Origin of the sequence: Providencia sp. PROV003, from assembly GCF_045040775.1 — a bacterium.
GTDB classification, from domain to species: domain Bacteria; phylum Pseudomonadota; class Gammaproteobacteria; order Enterobacterales; family Enterobacteriaceae; genus Providencia; species Providencia huashanensis.
In genome coordinates, this window is the sequence record NZ_CP096369.1 from 2,495,305 (window position 1) to 2,514,197 (window position 18,893).

14 protein-coding genes and 1 tRNA gene are annotated in these 18,893 nt (G+C 39.3%); 12 read left to right on the forward strand and 3 right to left on the reverse strand.

The annotated features are described in order from the left end of the window. The first annotated feature begins 530 nt into the window (after window positions 1-530). The 4 genes from M1F14_RS11340 to M1F14_RS11355 all read left to right on the forward strand — a co-directional run bounded on the left by M1F14_RS11340 (window position 531) and on the right by M1F14_RS11355 (window position 4,825). Window positions 531-2,480: a PTS mannitol transporter subunit IICBA gene (locus M1F14_RS11340; RefSeq protein WP_048607555.1), complete on the forward strand. Its 1,950-nt coding sequence runs from the start codon at window positions 531-533 to the stop codon at window positions 2,478-2,480. A 12-nt stretch (window positions 2,481-2,492) separates the two neighbouring features. Beyond that, complete coding sequence (locus M1F14_RS11345; RefSeq protein ID WP_042844555.1) at window positions 2,493-3,653, forward strand: mannitol-1-phosphate 5-dehydrogenase; 1,161 nt, start codon at window positions 2,493-2,495, stop codon at window positions 3,651-3,653. Window positions 3,654-3,748: 95 nt separating this feature from the next. Further along, entirely contained in the window at window positions 3,749-4,282 is a 534-nt protein-coding gene (locus M1F14_RS11350) for an MltR family transcriptional regulator (RefSeq protein WP_042844554.1), read from the forward strand. A gap of 117 nt (window positions 4,283-4,399) precedes the next feature. Continuing rightward, window positions 4,400-4,825 (forward strand): GNAT family N-acetyltransferase, encoded by a 426-nt coding sequence (locus M1F14_RS11355; RefSeq protein ID WP_042844552.1) that lies wholly within the window; start codon window positions 4,400-4,402, stop codon window positions 4,823-4,825. Between the two features lie 131 nt (window positions 4,826-4,956). Here the strand turns inward: M1F14_RS11355 and M1F14_RS11360 are convergent. Beyond that, window positions 4,957-5,031, reverse strand: a tRNA-Arg gene (locus tag M1F14_RS11360). A 777-nt stretch (window positions 5,032-5,808) separates the two neighbouring features. On the opposite strand from M1F14_RS11360, the gene mlaA reads away from it, so the two are divergent. Then, window positions 5,809-6,561 carry a phospholipid-binding lipoprotein MlaA gene (gene mlaA, locus M1F14_RS11365; protein ID WP_042844550.1) on the forward strand — a complete coding sequence of 251 codons (753 nt, stop codon included), beginning with the start codon at window positions 5,809-5,811 and terminating at the stop codon, window positions 6,559-6,561. Window positions 6,562-7,126: 565 nt separating this feature from the next. Here mlaA and fadL read toward each other — a convergent pair. Beyond that, the gene (gene fadL, locus M1F14_RS11370) at window positions 7,127-8,446 is read right to left on the reverse strand and encodes a long-chain fatty acid transporter FadL (RefSeq protein WP_181468606.1); all 1,320 of its coding nucleotides are present in this window, start codon (window positions 8,444-8,446) and stop codon (window positions 7,127-7,129) included. 352 nt (window positions 8,447-8,798) lie between these two features. On the opposite strand from fadL, the gene M1F14_RS11375 reads away from it, so the two are divergent. The 4 genes from M1F14_RS11375 (at window position 8,799) to sixA (ending at window position 13,824) form a co-directional block, all read left to right on the forward strand. Beyond that, window positions 8,799-9,095 (forward strand): YfcZ/YiiS family protein, encoded by a 297-nt coding sequence (locus M1F14_RS11375; protein ID WP_080750863.1) that lies wholly within the window; start codon window positions 8,799-8,801, stop codon window positions 9,093-9,095. Window positions 9,096-9,363: 268 nt separating this feature from the next. Continuing rightward, window positions 9,364-10,683 carry an acetyl-CoA C-acyltransferase FadI gene (fadI, locus tag M1F14_RS11380; RefSeq protein WP_042844547.1) on the forward strand — a complete coding sequence of 440 codons (1,320 nt, stop codon included), beginning with the start codon at window positions 9,364-9,366 and terminating at the stop codon, window positions 10,681-10,683. Next, a complete protein-coding gene (gene fadJ / locus M1F14_RS11385; protein ID WP_181468605.1) occupies window positions 10,683-12,872 on the forward strand; it encodes a fatty acid oxidation complex subunit alpha FadJ in 2,190 nt (729 codons plus the stop codon). The genes fadI and fadJ overlap by 1 nt, the downstream gene beginning before the upstream one ends. A 469-nt stretch (window positions 12,873-13,341) precedes the next feature. Beyond that, a complete protein-coding gene (gene sixA / locus M1F14_RS11390) occupies window positions 13,342-13,824 on the forward strand; it encodes a phosphohistidine phosphatase SixA (RefSeq protein WP_048607549.1) in 483 nt (160 codons plus the stop codon). Window positions 13,825-13,840: 16 nt separating this feature from the next. Here the strand turns inward: sixA and smrB are convergent, their stop codons facing one another. Then, complete coding sequence (gene smrB / locus M1F14_RS11395; protein ID WP_048607547.1) at window positions 13,841-14,383, reverse strand: endonuclease SmrB; 543 nt, start codon at window positions 14,381-14,383, stop codon at window positions 13,841-13,843. A gap of 224 nt (window positions 14,384-14,607) precedes the next feature. Between smrB and hutI the strand changes: the two genes are divergently transcribed. The 3 genes from hutI (at window position 14,608) to hutU (ending at window position 18,886) form a co-directional block, all read left to right on the forward strand. Continuing rightward, window positions 14,608-15,846: an imidazolonepropionase gene (gene hutI / locus M1F14_RS11400; RefSeq protein ID WP_042844541.1), complete on the forward strand. Its 1,239-nt coding sequence runs from the start codon at window positions 14,608-14,610 to the stop codon at window positions 15,844-15,846. A gap of 303 nt (window positions 15,847-16,149) precedes the next feature. Next, window positions 16,150-16,881 carry a histidine utilization repressor gene (gene hutC / locus M1F14_RS11405; protein ID WP_370661201.1) on the forward strand — a complete coding sequence of 244 codons (732 nt, stop codon included), beginning with the start codon at window positions 16,150-16,152 and terminating at the stop codon, window positions 16,879-16,881. 325 nt (window positions 16,882-17,206) lie between these two features. Continuing rightward, the gene (hutU, locus tag M1F14_RS11410; RefSeq protein WP_042844536.1) at window positions 17,207-18,886 is read left to right on the forward strand and encodes a urocanate hydratase; all 1,680 of its coding nucleotides are present in this window, start codon (window positions 17,207-17,209) and stop codon (window positions 18,884-18,886) included. Window positions 18,887-18,893 lie beyond the last annotated feature (7 nt).

The following is an 18,893-nucleotide window of genomic DNA, read 5'->3' on the forward strand; positions in this document are numbered from 1 at the left end:
TAATTTGATAATTGAAATTTACGGGTTAAATAATGGAAATATATTTGTGGTAAGAGTTATTGTTAGAGTTTATGGTGAGATAATAAACTTTGATAGAAAATGAGTTTTAGTACCTATTAGCTCATTGCTAATTTTTAGCCTAAGGAATAAGGACAGTAGTTTGTAATTTTATTACAAACTGGAGAGTTATCAGATTGAAAAAATGATGGGTGTACCACAATCTAGTTATATTTAGTGATAGTGATCACTAATTTAAAATAAACACGCTTTCTCATTGCGTGATGTGAGTCACAAATTTCTGGTTTTTAGCGTTAAAAATAGCCAGTGTAATTAAGCTACATGTGATTTGCGTGATCAATATCACTATAAAGGTGGGGGAGGTGGGGGTATAAGCGTGATCGGGGTCACAGAGAGCCCGCGTGGTACGCATCTGATAAACGGCATGCTAGAGTGAAAGTGTTGAAAAAATCACTGACGTTATTTGGCGATAACGTTATGACCTTATCATTCTCGTACCACGGGGTTCTATCATGGTAACATCAAATATCAAATTAAAGGTACAGAATTTTGGGCGTTTCCTGAGTAATATGGTTATGCCTAATATTGGTGCTTTTATCGCTTGGGGTTTAATTACAGCGTTATTTATCCCTACAGGCTGGTGGCCTAATGAAACACTAGCTCAACTTGTTGGCCCAATGATCACTTATTTATTGCCACTTTTAATCGGTTATACCGGGGGGCGTTTAGTGGGTGGTGAGCGGGGTGGGATTGTCGGTGCAATCACTACCATGGGAGTGGTGGTTGGGGCGGATATGCCAATGTTCATGGGGGCAATGATTGCGGGGCCATTAGGTGGTTTCGCAATTAAGCGTTTTGACCGCTGGGTTGATGGAAAAGTCAAAACAGGTTTTGAAATGCTGGTGAATAACTTTTCCTCTGGCATCATCGGTATGTTGCTAGCTATATTAGCCTATCTTGCTATTGGCCCATTAGTGGCTGGCTTGTCTAAAATATTAGCTGCGGGTGTGAATGTAATGGTAGAAAACAATTTACTACCACTTACGTCAATATTTGTTGAGCCTGCAAAAATATTGTTTCTAAACAATGCAATCAACCATGGTATTTTCTCTCCGCTCGGTATCCAACAAGCGGCCGAAACGGGCTCATCGATTTTCTTTTTAATTGAAGCAAACCCAGGGCCCGGGCTAGGTGTTTTATTAGCTTACATGTTTTTTGGTAAGGGAAATGCCAAACAATCAGCACCTGGGGCAGCAATAATCCACTTTTTTGGTGGAATTCATGAGATCTACTTCCCATATGTATTAATGAATCCTCGGTTAATTCTTGCTGTTATTCTAGGTGGAATGACAGGGGTATTTGTTATGAACCTTTTTAATGCTGGTTTAGTTTCTCCTGCTTCACCAGGGTCTATATTTGCAGTTCTACTGATGACACCGAAATCATCATTAGTTGGGGTTATTCTCTCGGTTACAAGTGCTACGGTAGTTTCTTTCCTAGTTTCAGCCATTTTATTGAAAAGAACCCGAGTTGGTGATGAAGATGAGCTTGATAACGCAACCAAAAAGATGCGTGATATGAAAACGCAATCAAAATCACCAGTAAAGGTTTCTAGTCACCAAAACGCACCACTTAATTTTATGGGAGTGCGTAATATCGTCGTAGCATGTGATGCAGGGATGGGGTCCAGTGCTATGGGAGCTGGTGTATTAGCTAAAAAAGTACAGGATGCAGGTTTATTGGATATCTCAGTCACGAATATGGCTATTAATGATTTACCCGATAATGTTGATATTGTTGTGACTCATAAAGACTTAACAGAAAGGGCTAAATTATTTGCACCCAATGCGATGCACATTTCTTTAACAAACTTTTTAGATAGCCAAACATATAATAATTTAGTCACGAATTTAATTGCTAAAAAAAATCCTAAGGCAGCCAATGATGGGCGTTTAATTAAACAGACTATTATGGCAGCAAATGATGAATCTTATGAAATTGCTGAACATGAAGATGCTTTATTTACTTTAAGTGCTAAACATATTCATTTAAACCTAACAGCAGAAAATAAAACGCAAGCCATTCGCTTTGCGGGGCAAAAGTTAGTTGAAGGTGGATATGTTGAGCCTGATTATATTGATGCCATGTTAGCAAGGGAGAAATTAACTTCAACGTACCTTGGTGAATCTATTGCGGTGCCACATGGCACTATAGAAGCTAAAGACCGTGTTTTAAAAACCGGTATTGTGATTTGCCAATACCCTGAAGGGGTGCAATTTGGTGAAGAACCTGATGAGATTGCTCGTTTAGTCATTGGTATTGCCGCGCAAAATAATGAGCATATTGAAGTGATCACGCGAATCACTTCCGCACTTGATGAAGAGGGTGTTATTGAACGTTTATGTGAAACGCAAGATGTTCAAGAAGTGCTCGAAATTTTAGCATCTCAAAGTGCAGCGTAAGGGGGAATAGCAATGAAAGTCATTCATTTTGGAGCAGGAAATATAGGTCGTGGCTTTATAGGCAAACTACTAGCGGATGCGAATTCACAAGTGACTTTTACCGATGTTAACCAGCCGCTAATTGACCAATTGGCCCACAGACAATCTTATCAAGTTCATATTGTTGGGCAAGAAAATCGTATTGAAAAAGTTCAACATGTCCATGCTGTTAATAGTAATGATCCAAAAACCATTGAATTTATTGCTATGGCTGACATGGTGACAACGGCAGTAGGCCCCCAAGTTCTTGAAAAAATAGCCTCGACATTAGCGAAAGGTATTATTTATCGTGAAGAATTAGGGAACACCCAACCACTCAACATTATTGCTTGTGAAAATATGGTTAGGGGAAGTAGTCAATTAAAACAGCATGTGTTGGCACAATTACCAGAGAAACTACACCAATGGGTTGAACGACATATTGGTTTTGTGGATTCAGCTGTTGACCGTATTGTGCCACCCATGGAGGCGGCTAATGATGACCCCCTTGATGTTACTGTTGAGTCTTTTAGTGAGTGGATTGTCGATCAAACTCAGTTTATTGGCGAGATCCCTACCATTAATGGAATGGAGCTAACTGATAATTTGATGGCGTTTATCGAACGTAAGTTATTTACATTAAATACAGGGCACGCCATTACCGCATATTTGGGGCAGTTATATGGTTGTCAAACAATTAGCGATGCGATTGCTGAACCAAAGATTTATACTGTGGTTAAATCTGCGATGGAAGAAAGTGGGCAAGTATTAATTCAACGTTATGGCTTTAATGAAGAAACCCATTGCCAATATATTGATAAAATATTAACTCGTTTCGCAAACCCTTATTTAAAAGATGATGTTAACCGTGTGGGGCGTCAACCAATACGTAAGCTGAGTCCAAATGATAGGCTAGTTAAGCCACTATTAGGTACACTTGAGTACCAATTACCTAATAAAAATCTGATTATAGGTATTGCTGCTGCATTACATTTTAGGTGTGATAGTGACCCGCAAGCGAATGAGATGGCAAAACGTATCAATGAAAACGGGGTTTACCAAGCAGTTATTGAATTTTGTGCATTAGCGCAATATCCACAGGTTGTTGAAAAAATTTGTTCTCAATACCAATTAATGATGTTGAGTAACCAGTAATATTACGGATAATAAATTAATTATTGAGGTTCGTTCACTTTATAGCTATCAGTAAATTAGTAACGAGCTGTATAGCTGTAAAGTGACAAAAAATTATTATGGAAAATAAACAAAACATTGAAAATCAAATTCTTGAGCGATTAAATGGGCGCCCTGAAGTACATCTTTTTTTTCAAGAGGTTGTTTCGTTAATTACACAAGCTATTGATAAATTAATGTTAAAAGTGTTTAGAAAGGATGATTATGCAGTAAAATATGCAGTTGAGCCTCTTTTAACAGGGAGTGGGCCATTAGGTGAACTATCTGTTCGTTTAAAGTTATTATTTGCTTTAGGCGCAATTACTCGAGAAACCTATGAGGATATTGAGTTATTTCTTGCTTTAAATCAGTCATTATTATCAAGTGATTTAAATTTAGATTATATTGATGATGAAATTTTAGGCAGTATTAAAATGCTTCATTGCATGGGGCCTTTACCTGAAATGATGCGCTTTGATCAACCAGAAGATATGGTTGATACACAGCTTATAGAATTACAAAAGCAACGTTTTCAGCAAATGATTAAATCATCACTTGTATTATCAGTGACGGCACTTATTACTCAAATAATAGAAACGGATGTATTTTAAGCTAATGAATCAATATCCGCATATTTATTTAGTTACTATGCTACATTTTATTATTTATCAATTGAAATTAATATGATTATATAATCCTTTTATTAAATGGTTATTAGGATGTATTAAATGAATATTGTTGTTACGCATGACGTCACTCCTGCAGATAAAGATGAACTTCTTAATGGTCTACGCAGCTTTAATGTCCAATTTTTAAACCCAGAACGTTTTAGTTCATTAGGCGTTTTTTTTAAAGATAATGATGGTGTAATGGTTGGCGGTTTGCTTGCTGAGGTTAAAGCTAACTGGCTTTGTATAGATTTTTTATGGGTTAGTGAAAAGGCAAGAAATGAAGGGTTAGGCCGAAAGTTGATGTGCGCTGCTGAGCAAGAGGCTGTAAAAGTAGGTTGCCTTCATGGTTTAGTTGATACATTCAGTTTCCAAGCCTTGCCATTTTACGAAAAACTTGGCTATGTAAAACAAATGTCACTCCCCGATTTCCCAGAAGCAGGTATGCAGAGGCATTATCTTACTAAAGCTAAATTGAGTAGTTAGTGCCCTTATAATGGCTATCTGATGTAACTATGCAAACTCACTTTACCCTTTCTATATTTCACTGAGGTTAGTGTTAACTTGCTGTAAATATAGATTTTTTATGGTTGCGGTAAGGAGGGATCTCTTGTTTATGGTGCCCCCTGCAGGAATCGAACCTGCAACTAGCCCTTAGGAGGGGCTCGTTATATCCATTTAACTAAGGGGACTTTCGACGTGTCACTGGATGAGTTTGGCATTTTACTGTTCACTTCTAATTGAATCAAGTCGTTACGTATAATAAATTGAATTAATTGCACACAATGGCGTTTTTGTACAATTTTCATGCTAAATTTTATCTGTTTATGATTACGGATTAGCCTTTTCTATATATCAGCATACAAGCAAAATTTCTTTCGATGCTTCTAATGAATTAATTGAATGTTTTTCAATAAAGATACAAGCTCTAATATCGTGGCTATGGTTAGTGTTCAACATAGATTGAATGTATTGTAGTTAGTTATAATCGCGGTCTTATAAATCAAGATGATATGGTTTAACTCAAATAGTTATTGTCTGAATAAAAAATGCACTAATCACTGTCCCATTGGTATAATATTGATATAGTAATTGTCTTAGGTGCATTAATTATACTAATGAATATTGGTTTGGTTGGTCGTAAAAAGACGATTAAATATAATGGGGGCAGAAGCTAAATATTGAGTATGTTTTTTAACTTATAATGCGATTGATAGGCGTAATAAATCGTATTTCTATATATAATAATTTGATTACCCTATAAAATATAATAATGCTTATCTGTAGTTTGGACTAATTGTTCAATATTCTTATAATAACAAGATGATTAAATAAGGTATAATTTATATTTAAGTAATCAAATCACTCAAAAAGGTTAACAAAATCCCTTTTTTAGCCTTACTATAATCGTATTCATTATTACAGTGGAAAGTGCCGTAGCAGGACGGTGCAGGGAATGGAGAAGTGTTATGAAGTTTCGCATGACGGGCGTCTTTCTGGCTGGAGTGTTAATTGCAGGTTGTGCAAGTAACATTGATCCAGAAACTCATGAGCGTTCAGACCCATTAGAAGGTTTTAACCGAGCGATGTTTAATTTCAACTATAACGTCTTAGACCCTTATGTCTTAAGGCCGGTTGCTGTTGCTTGGAATGATTATGTACCAATGCCTGCTCGTAATGGATTAACTAACTTTTTTGTCAACCTTGAAGAACCCGCAAGTATGTTGAATAGTTTCTTGCGTGGTGAAGTCACCCAAGGTTTTAAACATTTTAACCGGTTTTTCCTTAACACCGTGTTTGGGATGGGGGGCTTAATTGACGTCGCGTCGATGGCTAACCCGCAATTAGCAAAAGAAGAGCCTAAACGCTTTGGTAATACATTAGGTTATTATGATGTAGGTTATGGGCCATATGTAGTTCTGCCTGGCTATGGTAGTGCTACACCGAGAGAACAAGGTGGTGACCTTGCTGATAGTTTATACCCAATGTTAAGTTATCTGACATTTTGGATGTCGGCGGGTAAGTGGGCACTTGAAGGTATTGAAACTCGAGCGAGATTGTTGGATTCTGATGGGCTGTTGAAAAATTCTTCAGACCCGTACTTGATGTTACGTGAAGCGTATTTCCAACGGAACGATTTCTTATCGAGTGGTGGGGCATTGAATGCGACAGAAAACCCAAATGCAGCCGCAATTGAGGACCAGCTCGATTCTATAGACTAATAGATTGATATGGTCATGGAAGGTTTATCACTCTCTTGTATCCGTTTGATACTAGAGAGTGATAAATAAAAAACTAATCATTGTCTTGCTTTCCTCGTTGAGAGACGGTGTCAATCAAGGCGATTACCCCTAATACACCAATAAAGCCTATAGTAAATAGTGTTCCCATAAAAACCCCCTACGTTTTTGTCATTGTTGCCTCTTTGTATTTTCACAGCTATTACTAGCGTTAAGATATAGCATTATTAATACAGTTTGATGAAACAGCTCATATTTTGTGTGTATGAGTAAGTATAAGATACATACTTAAGTTGTGCTTGCAAATAAGAACATTCAGAGAGTAACTGTTAATTTTATGATATATAAAGCGATTTATCTTAAACTTGTAAAGTTTTGAAAGCTAATTGTAGATGACGAAATGAATAGAATGAAACTAACCTATTTAACAATTAATTTACATGTAATGACAGCTGAGGTCAAGATGAAATTTTAATTAGGGAGTGAAGGTGTGGGAGGTAAGTGAGTATCAGGGATGTTTCCGCTGATACTCACTAAAATTAATAAATTAGAAAGCGTAGTTAAAGTTTACACCATATAACCAAGCGGAACCTTCAGATTTGAAGTTATAAACAGGGGAACCAGGTCGTTCCAGCAATTTTTCACTGATATTGACTTTCTTACCATGCATATAAGAAATCCCCACATCGACAGAGGCATTTTCATTGAATGCATAAGTTGTACCAGCACTTAACCAGTAGCGGTCTTGGTCTGGGATAGAAATTGAACGGTATTCTGAACGTACAGGTGTCTGGTCATAGGCGATACCGGTACGGAATGTCCAGTTATCATCATAGAAATAAGTAGTACCTAATGCTAAACGCCATGCATCTTTAAAATGCTCTGGTTTATGGAATAACTTTCTACCATCACTTTTTTGGTAGGCGGTTAATTCTTTAAATTCACTCCAGCCTGTATAAGCTACACTATAGTGTAGAGCCCATTTAGGTGCGACTTTGTGGTAACCTGAGAATTCCCAAACGTCAGGTAGATTAAGGTCTAATTTACCTTTAACTTTTTCGCCGCCCGTACCGTATAGGTCTGGTATTCCTTTAGGAATATCATTTGAGAATTTTCCATCTTCAAACTTAACTTTAACTTTAGAACGGTAGCTTAAACTTAAGCGGTTATCATCATTAATTTCGTATAAGATACCCGCATTCCAACCATAACCCCAATCATCACCTGTTAATTTTGCCATAGTGGTGCTGCCAGGAAAGGCCGGTAATTTCCCTTTACTAATAATTGGTGCTAGAGCACCTAAATCACCCGCATGCCGAGTGATTTCTGCATCAGCATAGACTGCATTAACACCTAAGCCAAAACTGAAATTGTTATTAACACGGTATGCGCCACTTAAATTTAAGTTAACAGTTTTTAGATCTGTTTTACCGCCAATAGGGCCCGCAGCATAGTTTTTATTAAAATCAGTTGCTAAACCAAAGTTAGTGGTCATTGAAGTCCCAACTGCCCATTTATCATTAACTGGAAAAATAAAGTGAGCATTCGGTACAACAGCACTCGGTGCGATATCATTTGCTGTCGTATTGCTACCCAATGGTGAGCCGCCTTTACCTTTAATATCAACACTTGGGTCAATATATACAGCACCGACAGACAGAGAAGGGCGATCAAACAACATCATGGCTGCAGGGTTACGGCTTCCCTCACTTGCGTTGTCGCCCATTGCACCAGCCCCAGAAAACGCGCGCCCCAGTGCAGATGTGGAATATTCATTAAGCAAAAAACCAGCTGCACCTGCGTTGGAGGAGACGATTGCCACTGCTATTGCTAAAGCTGATCTAGAAAACAGGTTTTTCTGGCTCATGACCAAAACCCTCTTATGTTTTATTTGAATAAAGCGACTTCTATCGCAAGAAGCGCAGAATTGTAGGGTCCCTTGCCGCTATGACAAATCAGACCAGTTACTAGAGTATAGGTCTGACCACCTGATATGTTGCAAGCTTGTTTTGTGTTTATTTCGATTCCGTTTGCAAAAATGCGACACATTTAACAAAATGGCAACATAAAATGACCAATTAAGAGTAATAAACAAGCAAGCGCGGGGTAAGATCAAACTTATGTTTAATTTTTAGTGATATATTTTGATACACACTAGTTTTTAGCACTTTTTAAGCGTTATGATAGCAATTTAACAGTTTGTTTATTTGGAGAGTAAAATGACTGATGCGATTAACCGTTGTAGCGCGGATGAGACAGCAGCATGCTGTTGTGTGGATGTAGGAACAGTGTTAGATAACAAAGACTGTACCGCATCGTATCAGCATGTTTTCGCCACACAGGGAGAAGCGGAGTCCATGTTGAAAACACTCACAGACAAAGCAAAATCTGTTGAGTCAGACCCTTGTGTTATTACCCATTCTATCAATGCGGTAGAGGGTGGCGTTGAATTGAATGCTGAATTTACTTTTAGTTGCGAAGCAGAAAGTCTGATTTTTCAGTTAGGCCTTCGTTAATCAAACGTTTGAATCTATCCTAATTGACCTTTTATCACCAAGAATATAGCCTTTAGGCAGATTCAGTGTGGTAAAAGGTTTATCTTGTCTTTTTTTATCACATCTTTTCCATCCTATTTTTACTCTAAGTTGCGTGTTTGCTCGCATTTTTTATCAATAGCCATTGATAAATGTGAATATTATGTTAACAATTATTACAGGTCAGACCTCTTTGGGTCGGTAGTGAATAATCTAACTATATTTCATTTTGCTTTTAGCAGGAGCGACCATGAATCAACATTCCCACCATGGTGAAAAAACATATCCAACAAAAGAAAGGATCGCCATTGTGAGTGGTTTACGCTTACCATTTGCAAAGCAGTCTACCGCATATCAAGGGATTGCAGCTGTTGACTTAGGCAAAGCGGTTGTTGCCGAGTTATTAGCGCGTAGTGACTTAGATAAAAACCTAATTGAACAACTTGTTTTTGGGCAAGTTGTTCAAATGCCAGAAGCCCCTAATATTGCGAGGGAAATAGTCCTTGGAACGGGAATGAGTGTCTCAACAGATGCTTATAGTGTATCTCGTGCCTGCGCAACAAGCTTTCAAGCGATCGTTAATGTAGCTCAAAGTATGATGGTAGGGGATATCTCTGTTGGGGTTGCTGGTGGTGCTGACTCATCCTCTGTTCTTCCTATCGGGGTATCGAAAAAATTAGCAGCGACCTTATTAGCATTAAGCAAAGCTAAATCTGTTGGGCAAAAACTGTCACTAATAGCAAAATTACGCTTAAAAGACCTACTGCCTGTTGCGCCGGGGGTTGCAGAGTACTCCACAGGGCTTCGCATGGGGGATACTGCTGAACAAATGGCTAAAAGCTATCATATCAGTCGGGAACAACAGGATGAACTCGCGCATCGTTCGCATTTATTAGCGGCAAAAGCATGGGAAAATGGTGCTTTAAATGATGAGGTTATGACGGCATATATGCCGCCTTTTAAACAAGCCTACTCACAAGATAATAATGTTCGCGCTAATTCAGTTCTATCATCATACGCTAAGCTAAAACCTGCGTTTGACCGTAAGCATGGCAGTGTCACTGCGGCTAATAGTACACCACTGACTGATGGCGCAGCAGCAGTATTAATGATGACAGAGTCACGAGCAAAAGCACTAGGTTACACCCCTTTAGGTTACATTCGCAGTTATGCCTTTGCTGCAATTGATGTATGGGAAGACATGCTATTAGGCCCATCTTATGCCACACCCATTGCATTGAAACGGGCAGGGCTGTCTTTACAAGATTTATCTTTGATTGATATGCATGAAGCTTTTGCTGCACAAACGCTGGCGAATATACAAATGTTTGGTAGCCGTAAGTTTGCACAAGAAAAACTAGCAATGAGCAATGCAATTGGTGAAATTGATATGGATAAATTTAATGTGTTGGGCGGCTCTATTGCTTATGGGCATCCTTTTGCGGCAACAGGGGCGCGGATGGTTACGCAAACTTTAAATGAGCTGCGTAGACGGGGTGGTGGTTTTGGGTTGACCACTGCATGTGCGGCTGGTGGTTTAGGTACTGCAATGATCTTAGAGGTGGAATAATGACACAAAATTCTACTACTGAATTGGCGATAGGGGCTATTCAACCCGCGTTTAAATTAGAAATTTACAATGAAAATGTTGGGGTTATTTTCATTGATGTGCCTGAAGAAAAGGTCAATACATTAAAAGCTGAATTTGCTGAACAATTCCTTGCCATTTTACAAAAAGCACAATCCACTTCGGGGTTAAAGGGTTTAGTCATTACCTCAGGGAAAAAAGACAATTTTATTGCTGGTGCGGACATCAGCATGATTGCGAATTGTGAAACTAAAGCGCAAGCAAGCGAGTTGTCAAGGGAAGGCCATACATTATTTGATAAAATTGATAATTACCCTTTACCTATTATTGCCGCTATTCATGGTGCATGTTTAGGTGGTGGGTTAGAGCTTGCATTGGCTTGCCATGCTAGGGTTTGTTCGAATGATAGTAAAACCAAGCTAGGGGTGCCTGAAGTACAATTAGGGCTATTGCCTGGCTCAGGTGGAACCCAACGATTACCTCGGTTAATCGGTATCCCACATGCTTTGGATTTAATGCTAACAGGTCGGCAATTAGGTGCAAAACAAGCACTAAAAATGGGGTTAGTGGATGACGTTGTGCCGCAATCCATATTGTTAGATGTCGCGGTTAACATGGTTAAAAAAGGGGGAATTAAACGTCCTGCTATTCATTGGCAACAACGGTTATTAAGCAGCCGATTACTGCGTAATAAAGTGTTTCAAAATGCCAAGCAAAAAGTATTAAGTAAAACAAAAGGCCATTATCCTGCACCTGAAAAAATAATTCATGTTGTGAAAACAGGGATGAATAAAGGCTTGAAAGCTGGGTATGCAGAAGAGGCGAAAGCTTTCGGCGAACTGGTGATGACACCAGAGTCGGCTGCATTGCGTAGTTTATTTTTTGCCGTCACTTCATTGAAAAATGAATCCGGTGCACAAGCCAACCCATTGCCAATTAATAAAGTGGGGGTATTGGGTGGTGGCCTCATGGGGGGAGGGATAGCTTACGTTAGTGCATTTCAGGGGAAATTACCTGTCCGTATTAAAGATATTTCAGAGAAAGGTGTTGCCCAAGCACTACGTTATAGCTGGGATCTACTCACTCAGAGGGTAGTTAAGCGGCGGTTATTAGCACGAGAACGAGCGGCTGTAATGGCTAAAATATCAGGGACGTTAAGTTATCAAGGGCTTGAAAACTCAGATATCATTATTGAAGCTGTTTTCGAAGATTTAGCATTAAAGCGAAAAATGGTTACTGATGTTGAAAAAATGTCGGCCAAACAAACAATTTTTGCATCTAATACATCATCATTACCTATTCATCAGATTGCGGCTAATGCAGCACACCCTGAAAAGGTTATTGGTTTACATTATTTTAGCCCAGTCGATAAAATGCCGCTGGTGGAAGTGATCCCTCACCAGCAGACGGATGAAACAACCATAGCGACAGTGGTTGCCTTTGCGAAACGCCAAGGTAAAACAGCGATTGTTGTCGGGGACGATGCCGGTTTTTATGTGAACCGGATTTTAGCGCCTTATTTATGTGAGGCAGCTCAATGTCTTGTTGAAGGTGAGTCTATTGAACAAATCGACCGCGCTTTGGTTGAGTTCGGTTTCCCTTTGGGGCCTTTTAATTTGCTGGATGAGGTCGGTATTGATGTCGGAACCAAAATTTTACCTATTTTAGTCGAGCGCTTTGGTGAGCGTTTTAATGCACCTGATTTACTTGATAAAGTTGTCAAAGACGGGCGTAAAGGTAAGAAAAACAGCAAAGGGTTTTATGAATACGGTCATTCTTCAAGCAAACTGTTGTTTTGGAAAAAAAACAGCAAACGGCAAGTGGATAAAACCATTTATTCACTAATAGGGGTAACGCCAAACAGCCGATTGAGTAAAGCGGATATTGCACAGCGTTGTGTTATGATGATGCTCAATGAGGCGGCCCGTTGCTTAGATGAAAATATCATTCGAAATGCACGTGACGGTGATGTAGGGGCTGTATTTGGTATTGGTTTCCCACCTTTTTTTGGTGGCCCATTTAGGTATATGGATAGCTTAGGTATCGCTAAAACGGTAGAAACATTACGTTCTCTCGCCGCGCGTCATGGTGAGAAGTTTCAACCTTGTGAGCTATTGTGTGAAATGGCTGAAAAAAACCATACTTTTTTCTCAGTTAACACTGACAAGTAGCTTCGCTTACATGATGGGATAACGATTACTGAATTATGGTTTTCCCCGTGGTGTAAAAATATTTTAAAAATTAATAAGATAATAATATAAACCTGATACTAATACGTTTTGCTTGGTGTCAGGTTTTTTATTATGCGTGTCATACCCTTTATTTTCCAATGGGCTTTATCGCAAAAGTTAGGCTAAAAGAGGCAAGTTTATTTTTGGGGCATAAGGTGAGAGGTGTTAATTACCTAATGGGTGGTAGAGATAGTATAAGGTGATTTATAACCGATTGTTTTTAAGATATAACTTTTTTTTATGCATATTTTTCAGATAAAACATCAACAAAAATCTACCCAAATCATTTTCTTTGCTGGCCATTTCATGCAGAATCACACTTTACCCCAACTGATGGTTATTTTTACAACAATTACCTTAACAAAAAGAATAGTCACTTTAATTAAGTAGGCTACTCAGATGGTGGATTATGCAAGTTTATATTATGCGTCATGGCGATGCAGCGATACAGGCAGCAAGCGACGCTGCTCGCCCATTAACACAAAAGGGAAAAGATGAGTCAGTTTTAATGGCTCAGTGGTTACAAAATCAAGGGGTCAAAATTGATTGTGTATTGGTGAGCCCTTATTTAAGGGCTGAGCAAACACGTGAAGTGGTTAGCCAACATCTTAACATACCAAGCAAATTTGAAGTGTTAGAGCAATTGACACCAGGAGGGAATGCCGTTTTTGTTGCTGATCATATCCGTGACCTTGCGGTGCTCGGTGCCAATGCTATATTAGTTGTTTCTCACTTGCCATTGGTGGGTTATTTGGTGTCTGAATTGTGCCCACACAAAGAACCACCAATGTTTACCACATCAACTATTGCTTGTATTGAAATTGATGTGGCACACCAGAAAAGCCACGTTGAATGGATGTTGAGCCCATCGCAATTATTATTTGCAAAGTAAAATATAATATGAGCGCTTAACGACGAGCGCTCTCCATCGTTTCTATAAGTAATAATAGAGCAGCATTTCCCCCCCATTCTTTAGGGGCTTGGTGAAAAGCAATAATATCAGGGTGCTGTGCAAGCCATAATGGTGTTTGTTGTTTTAAAACGTGTTTCCCATGACCATGCATGATACAAGCACAATAAACATTTTCACGTTTACAGGCGGCAATCAAAGCGCCAATTTCTTGTTTCGCTTCCATTTGTGTTAGGCCATGCAAGTCTAAAAATAATTCAGGGACGTAGTCACCACGCCGCAATTTTTTTAGTTCATAAGGGTTAGAATCTGGCCTTAAATAACGGGTTGGGCCTTCCTCTTGTAGCTGAGGCTGAAATTCATCCGAAAAATAAAATGAAGCATCAACTTGCTCTTGGATAACCTTCTTACTTGAGGGTTGGGTTACTTTTGCTCGAATAGGCGCGTGTAGGACTTGGTCCTGACGAATTTTTTTTGCGCCATTAATGGCTTCTTTAAAGAGACGAATATCTTCATCTTCAAGTCCAAATTTGTTTTTCATAATTTTAATAACATTTTGGCGATTAATCTTTCTGGTCGTTAGTGTAACCCATTTTTTCGGTCAATGGAGACAATTGCAAATTATTGGTGTTATGTAACAAATTTATAACCTTTTATCGAGTAAGCATTGACAACAGGGGGGTAGCTAGTCTAATTGTATATACATATCTATACTTTCATTAATGAAATGAATAAAACCGACGTTGGCAACAATAGGAAAAGCTAATGGTATTTAAAACTCTCCCGCAAGATATAGTTTGGCGTAATGGCCGCATTGCAACAATGAGTACAGGATCAGCAGCACCGTATGGGCTAGTCGAAAATCATGATTTAATTGTTCGTGATAAGCAAATTATTGCCATTGTCCCTACTAAAGATACTGAAATTAACGACTGCCAAATTATTGATGTTAAGGGTAGGTTAATTACCCCTGGTTTAATTGATTGCCACACTCATTTAGTTTTTGGTGGTGACCGTGCCGCGGAATGGGAACAAAGAATGAATGGCGTTTCCTATGAAACCATTAGTGCTCAAGGAGGTGGAATAAACTCCACTGTCCGTGAGACACGAAAAATGAGTGAGGACGCGTTGTTTTGCCGTGCTAAACCGAGGCTCGAAGCATTAATTCGCGAGGGTGTGACGGCAATTGAAATGAAGTCAGGCTATGGCCTTGATTATGAAAATGAAGAGAAACAATTAAAAGTTGCTAAGCGCTTAGCCGCGGAATATCCAATTTCAGTGAGTTCAACATTGTTATCTGCGCATACTGTGCCTGAAGAATACAAAGGCCAGTCTGATCAATACATTGAATTAATTTGTCAAAAAATCATGCCCGAGCTGTGGAAAAAAGGTCTATTTGATGCCGTTGATGTATTCTGTGAAAGCGTTGGTTTTTCTCTTAAGCAAAGTGAAAAGTTATTTGCCGCCGCTCAGCAGTTGGGTATCCCAGTAAAAGGCCATGTTGAACAACTATCAAATTTAGGTGGCAGCGAATTGGTTGCTCGCTACCATGGTCTATCTGTTGATCATATTGAATATTTAGATCTTGAAGGAATACGTGCGCTAAAAGCGAGCGGGACAGTTGCAGTATTATTGCCAGGTGCTTTTTATTTTCTAAGAGAAACTAAACTGCCACCTATTGAATTATTACGCGAACACCAAGTTCCGATGGCTGTTTCAACCGATTTTAACCCAGGAACAAGCCCATTTGCATCATTACGTATGATTATGAATATGGCGGCTGTGTTATTTAAGTTAACACCAGAAGAAATTTGGGCAGGCGTGACCCGCCATGCTGCAAAAGCGTTAGGGCGAGAAGATACTCATGGGCAATTAGCGCCGGGGTTTATTGCCAATTTTGTGGTGTGGAATGCGCAAGAACCTGTGGAAATGATATATGAGCAAGGCAGTAACCCCTTGTATTTACGAGTATATGAAGGGGAAATTACCCACCGTAATCCATAATCTTGGTCAGTATTAATATAAAAAATCATTTAAATTGAGCTAATAATAGCCATAATTAATAATATATTGGTTGCTGTATGTAATGTATGTATTCATTATGTATAGCAACTCTATGATTATTTTTGTTTGTTGTTATTAAAATCTCATCGCGTATTTATACCGTTAATGGGGTATTAAATGTGATGCTTTTATTCACGACTGTCAGGATAAAAAATGCCCGATAGTACTAAGCTAAAGTTACATTTTGTGACGTAAAATAGCCTATACATCCTTCAGATTTTAATGATTAAATTGGAAAACACTGTGACAGCCAATAAAAAAGATAAATCAGGAACGCCAGTTCCCTTATATTTGCAAGTTAAGCAGTCTATTATTGAGAAAATTCACACTGCACAATGGCAGGCAAATGACCGTATTCCATCTGAAGCTGAGCTAGTCTCCCAATTTCAATGTAGCCGAATGACAGCAAACCGTGCTGTCCGTGAATTAACAGCTGAAGGGTTATTAGTTCGCTTGCAAGGCGTTGGGACTTTTGTTGCAGAGCCTAAGGGGCAATCCGCATTATTCGAAATACACAGCATAGAAGCGGAGATCCTTGCGAGGGATCATAAATATAGTTGCCGTATAATTAAGCTTGAAGAAATACAAGCGTCATCAGCATTGGCGAGTGAACTTAATATTAGTCTAGGAGCCCCTGTTTTTCATTCTATCATTGTACATTTAGAAAATGATGTCCCTGTTCAAATCGAAGATAGGTATGTTAATGCTCTAGCGGCGCCTGATTACTTACAGCAAAACTTTTTATCTATTACTCCCCATGATTATTTATCTCAGGTCGCACCATTGACCCAAGGTGAGCACATTGTGGAAGCGATCGAGGCAGATGAGCGGGCTGCAAGGTTATTGCAAATTAATGTAGGTGCATCCTGCTTGCTGATTACTCGTCGTACTTGGTCTCAGTCATTTATAGTCACCAGTACAAAATTATTGTTCCCCGGTCATCGTTATAAACTCAAAGGCAGTTTTTCCTCTTAGTTTTTATTAAAAAATAGGCGGGGTTGTATTAATACAAATTTCCGCTTTGCGCCTTACACACTCTCTCCATCACGTTTTTTTGTTTTTTCATGTAAAATTATTGTGAATTTAATGTGATCTCACAGGCAAATTTAGAATAAAAAAGTATAGAACAATAAATACATAAGATAATTATCTTGTTGTTTTTTAATGAAAACCCTCTTTTTTATATAAAAATAATTTAATTTTTATGTTAAAAAATTGATTGATCGTACATGTATATACAACTATATCTATAGAAAGATAGAGTGAGTATCCAATGAATCGATAAATAGAGGGTATACAAGTGACAGCACTTAATAATAAATATAGAAATATCGAAATTAGGGCGCCGCGTGGTAATTCATTGAGTGCAAAAAGCTGGCTGACGGAAGCGCCACTACGTATGTTAATGAATAACCTTGACCCCGATGTTGCAGAAAATCCCCATGAATTAGTTGTATATGGTGGTATTGGTCGTGCGGCACGTAATTGGCAATGTTATGACCAAATCATTGAATCTTTGAAACAACTCGAAAACGATGAAACTTTACTTGTTCAGTCCGGTAAACCTGTCGGGGTGTTTAAAACTCACGCTAATGCTCCACGCGTTTTAATTGCTAATTCGAATCTTGTGCCTCATTGGGCCAATTGGGAGCATTTCAACGAACTGGATGCCAAAGGTTTGGCGATGTATGGGCAAATGACCGCAGGAAGTTGGATTTATATCGGCAGCCAAGGGATTGTCCAAGGTACTTATGAAACATTCGTTGAAGCCGCTCGTCAGCATTTTAATGGTGACTTAACTGGTCGTTGGGTATTAACGGCGGGGTTAGGTGGAATGGGGGGCGCTCAGCCATTAGCCGCAACACTTGCAGGGGCTTGTTCACTGAATATTGAATGTCAACAAAGCCGCATTGATTTTCGCCTAAGAACGCATTATGTCGACGAACAAGCCACTGATCTCGATGATGCATTAGCACGTCTTAAAAAATACACCTCAGAAGGCAAAGCCATTTCTATTGCACTGTGTGCAAATGCTGCTGAAATTTTACCTGAATTAGTTAAACGTGGTGTGAAGCCAGACATGGTTACCGACCAAACCAGTGCCCATGACCCACTCAATGGTTATTTACCCATTGGCATGAGTTGGGAAAAATACCGAGAACTCAGTGTCAAAGAGCCACAAGCCACTGCCTTAGCGGCAAAGAAATCCATGGCAGAACACGTTAAAGCCATGTTGGCATTCAAGAAACAAGGTATACCCACATTTGATTATGGCAATAATATTCGCCAAATGGCGCTGGAAATGGGGGTGAAAGATGCCTTTGATTTCCCTGGTTTTGTTCCTGCCTATATTCGCCCTCTATTTTGTCGTGGCGTTGGCCCATTCCGTTGGGTTGCGTTATCAGGAGATCCCGAAGATATCTACAAAACTGATGCTAAAGTTAAACAATTATTACCTGATGATAAGCACTTACATCGTTGGTTGGATATGGCACGTGAGCGGATCAGCTTTCAAGGGTTACCGGCGCGTATTTGTTGGGTTGGTTTAGGGGACAGAGCTAAATTAGGCTTAGCCTTTAATGAGATGGTCAGAAGTGGTGAGGTTTCCGCCCCAATTGTTATTGGTCGTGATCATTTAGATTCTGGCTCAGTTGCTAGCCCAAACCGTGAAACAGAAGCGATGAAAGACGGCTCTGATGCGGTATCAGATTGGCCGCTACTCAATGCTTTATTAAATACAGCCAGTGGCGCGACATGGGTTTCTTTGCATCATGGCGGTGGTGTGGGAATGGGGTTCTCACAACATTCGGGAGTGGTGATTGTTTGTGATGGAACCGACGAAGCGGCTGAGCGTATTGCTCGAGTACTGCACAATGACCCCGCAACAGGGGTGATGCGCCATGCTGACGCAGGGTATGACATCGCGATTGCTTGTGCAGAAGAAAAAAATCTCAATTTACCTATGATTAAAACACGTTAAGGAGTGC